General features: G+C 73.1%; 4 protein-coding genes. 1 reads left to right on the top strand and 3 read right to left on the bottom strand.

Translation table 11 applies throughout. From position 1 onward, the window contains the following. A partial coding sequence (locus AOK24_RS42675) for an SGNH/GDSL hydrolase family protein (protein WP_167376919.1) occupies positions 1–881 on the top strand: 881 nt, incomplete at its 5' end. 71 nt (positions 882–952) lie between these two features. On the opposite strand, the gene AOK24_RS42670 is transcribed toward AOK24_RS42675, so the two are convergent. The 3 genes from AOK24_RS42670 to pcaC form a co-directional block, all read right to left on the bottom strand. Beyond that, positions 953–1,732 (bottom strand): exodeoxyribonuclease III, encoded by a 780-nt coding sequence (locus AOK24_RS42670; protein WP_055725234.1) that lies wholly within the window; start codon positions 1,730–1,732, stop codon positions 953–955. A 30-nt stretch (positions 1,733–1,762) separates the two neighbouring features. After that, on the bottom strand, positions 1,763–2,398 hold the full coding sequence (locus AOK24_RS42665) for an MBL fold metallo-hydrolase (RefSeq protein ID WP_055725235.1): 636 nt from the start codon (positions 2,396–2,398) through the stop codon (positions 1,763–1,765). A 77-nt stretch (positions 2,399–2,475) separates the two neighbouring features. After that, positions 2,476–3,349: 4-carboxymuconolactone decarboxylase (gene pcaC, locus AOK24_RS42660; protein WP_063799630.1), on the bottom strand; the 874-nt coding region annotated here is incomplete at its 5' end.

The raw sequence follows: 3,349 nt of genomic DNA, 5'->3' as shown, positions 1-3,349 counted from the left end.
CCGGCGTCGAGATCCCCGCCGGGACGCGCGCCGTGAGCGATCCGGTCGGCCTCGTCGTGCCCGCGGGCGCCGATCTGCTGGTCAGCTTCCATCTGCCGGGGACCGTGACCGCGCTCCCCACGCACCGGTACGCCTCGCAGCGGTCGTACCTCAGCGCGCCGGGCGATCACACGGCGGACCGCGCGGGGGCGGCGTACGCCCCGGAGCTCACCGGGTGGCCGCTGCTCGCCGGGGTCGACGTCGCCGGGGGACCCGGAAGCGTCGTCCTGCTGGGGGACTCGATCACCGACGGGTACCTGTCGACGACGGACGCGAACCGGCGGTGGCCCGACGGGCTCGCCGCGCGCCTGCGCGGGCAGCGGACGGTGCCCCGGTACGGCGTGCTGAACGCCGGGATCGCGGGGAACCGCGTCGCCGCCGACGGCTATGCCGGGGACGGCGTCTCGCCCGTCGCGTCGGGGGTGTCGGCGCTCGCGCGGCTGGAGCGGGACGTGTTCGCGCAGCCGTCGGTGCGGACGCTGGTCGTCTTCGAGGGGATCAACGACCTGCGCCGGGGCGGGACTTCGGACGACGTGACCGACGGGCTGCGGGAGATCGCCGAGCGGGCTCGTACGCGCGGGGTACGGGTACTGGGCGCGACGCTCCTGCCGTGCGCCGGGGACCTGAGATGTACCCCTGAGGTCCAGGAGCGGCGCGAGGAGGTCAACGCGTGGATCCGGGACAGCGGCGCCTTCGACGCCGTCCTCGACTTCGACGCCGCGCTGCGCGACCCCGCCGACCCGAACCGGCTGCTGCCCGCGTACGACAGCGGAGACCGGCTGCACCCTTCGGACGCGGGGTACGCGGCGCTGGCGACGGCGGTGGACCTGACGGAGCTGTGAGGGAGGCGTACGGACCGGGAGCGTCACCGGCGCAGCCGCGCGACGGCGCCTCCCTCTCAGGTACTCCCCGGTTACACCTCCAGGTCGACGACCACCGGCGCGTGGTCCGACGCGCCCTTGCCCTTGCGCTCCTCGCGGTCGACGTACGCGTCCTTGACGGCCTTCGCGAAGGGCTCGTTGCCGTAGACGAGGTCGATGCGCATGCCCCGGTTCTTGGGGAAGGCGAGCTGGCGGTAGTCCCAGTAGGTGTACGGGTGGTCGTACTTGAGGGGGCGGGGTACGACGTCCGTGAGGCCGGTCTCGCGCAGGGCCGCGAGGGCCGCGCGCTCGGCCGGGGTGACGTGGGTGAGGCCCTCGAAGACGGCCGTGTCGAAGACGTCGTCGTCGGTGGGGGCCACGTTGTAGTCGCCGAGGACGGCGAACGGGCGTCCCCCCTGCGCGTCGCCCGTGACGGCCGCCTTCAGCGCCTCGAACCACTGGAGCTTGTACGCGTAGTGCGCGTGGTCGACCTCGCGCCCGTTCGGCACGTACACCGACCACACGCGCACCGGACCGCAGGTCGCCGACACCGCGCGCGGCTCCTGCGCGCCCTCGTACTCCGGGCCGCCGGGCAGGCCCTTGACGACGTCCTCAAGGCCCACCCGGGAGAGCACCGCCACGCCGTTCCACCGGCCCGTCGCGTTCACCGCGGCCTCGTACCCGGCCTCGCGCAGGGCGTCGAACGGGAACTGCTCCTCGGCCAGCTTGGCCTCCTGGAGGCACAGCACGTCCGTGCCGCTGCTCTCCAGCCAGGCCAGGAGCCTCGGGAGGCGGGCGGTGATCGAGTTCACGTTCCAGGTCGCGATGCGCATGCCTCACAACCTACCGGGCCCCACCGACAGTCACAGCGAGGTGCTCTCCCCGGGCGCCAGCCGCCCGTGCTCGGCGCCGCCCAGCGCGCCGATCTGGTTGTCGTAGATGGGCCGGGCGAGGTCGGTCAGGAGGGCGTCGTGGATGTCGTACGCGCGCGCGGGCTTCACCTCGCGGACGTAGTCGATCACCTCGGAGATCTTGCTCCAGGGGGCCATCACGGGCAGCATCAGCGTCTCCACGGCGTGGTCCGGGACGGTGAGCGCGTCCCCGGGGTGGAAGACGCGGCCGTCGTCGATCAGGTAGCCGACGTTCGTGATGCGCGGGAGGTCCGGGTGGATCACGGCGTGCAGCTCGCCGTGGACCTGGACGTCGAACCCGGCGGCGGTGAACGTGTCGCCGTGCCCGACGGTGTGCACGCGCCCGGGGAAGGCCGCGGCGAGCTGCTCCGCGACCGCGCGCAGGGTCCAGATCTCCGCCTCGGGGTTCGCCTCCAGCGCGGCCCTCAGGTGCGCCTCGCTGAAGTGGTCCGGGTGCTCGTGCGTGACCAGGACCGCGTCCGCGCCGACGGCCGCGTCCGCCTCGCTGAACACGCCCGGGTCGAGGACGAGGGTGCGGCCGTCCTTCTCCAGGCGGACACAGGCGTGCGACTTCTTGGTGAGCTGGATGGACTTCGTCATGGGTCCATCCTGCATCGCCGGAAGGGGGACGGAGTCACGGGCGGTAGTACCTGAGAGGTAGAGCTCTACTCCTGCGGTGTGGTCTCTTCCCGGATGACCTGCTGGGCCACCCGGAACGCGCTGTTGGCCGCGGGCACCCCGCAGTACACGGCGGCGTGCAGCAGGACTTCCTTGATCTCGTCCGGGGTGAGGCCGTTGCGCAGGGCCGCGCGCGTGTGGAAGGCGAGTTCGTCGAGGTGGCCGCCCGCGACGAGGGCCGTCAGGGTGACGCAGCTGCGCGCGCGCCGGTCGAGTCCGGGACGGTCCCAGATCTCCCCCCAGGCGTACCGGGTGATGAACTCCTGGAAGTCGCCGGAGAAGTCGTCGGCCTGGGTCAGCGCGCGGTCCACGTGCGCGTCGCCGAGCACCTCGCGGCGGACCTTCAGACCCGAGTCGTACGGGTCGGGGCGGCCCATCACCTGGTCGGTCGCGATCGGCGGGGCCGGGGCGATCTCGGCGATCGGGGCGGGCTGCTGCGGAAGGACCACGGGTATCCCCGGTACCGCGGTCTGACCCGTGTCGTACCCGGGCTGCCAGGCCGTCGAGAAGTGCCGCACCAGCAGATCGGTGACGGCGGCCGGCTGCTCCACCGGTACGAGGTGCGAGGCGCCGGGTACGACGGCGAGGCGCGCGTCCGGGATGCCCGCGACCAGCGTGCGCGCCTCAGCGGGCCCGGTGACCTGGTCGTCGGAGCCGACGAGGACCAGCGTCGGGACGCCGACCATGCCCAGTTCGTGCCGTACGTCGAAGGAGGCGAGGGCCTCGCAGGAGGCGATGTAGCAGCCGGGGTCGGTGGTGCGGACCATCTGGACGGCCCAGTCGGTGATCGCGGGCTGCGCGGCGGCGAACCCGGCCGTGAACCAGCGGTCCGGGGAGGTGCGGGCGATCGGGTCGAGGCCG

The organism is Streptomyces niveiscabiei (assembly GCF_001419795.1).
In the GTDB taxonomy this organism is placed as follows: domain Bacteria; phylum Actinomycetota; class Actinomycetes; order Streptomycetales; family Streptomycetaceae; genus Streptomyces; species Streptomyces niveiscabiei.
Note: the sequence above shows the minus strand (reverse complement) of the source record. Positions and strands in the feature narration are given on the sequence as shown.

Coding starts and splice junctions, on each gene's coding strand:
- AOK24_RS42670 (WP_055725234.1), bottom strand. CDS start 1,732: ATGCGCATCGCGACCTGGAACGTGAACTCGATCACCGCCCGCCTCCCG.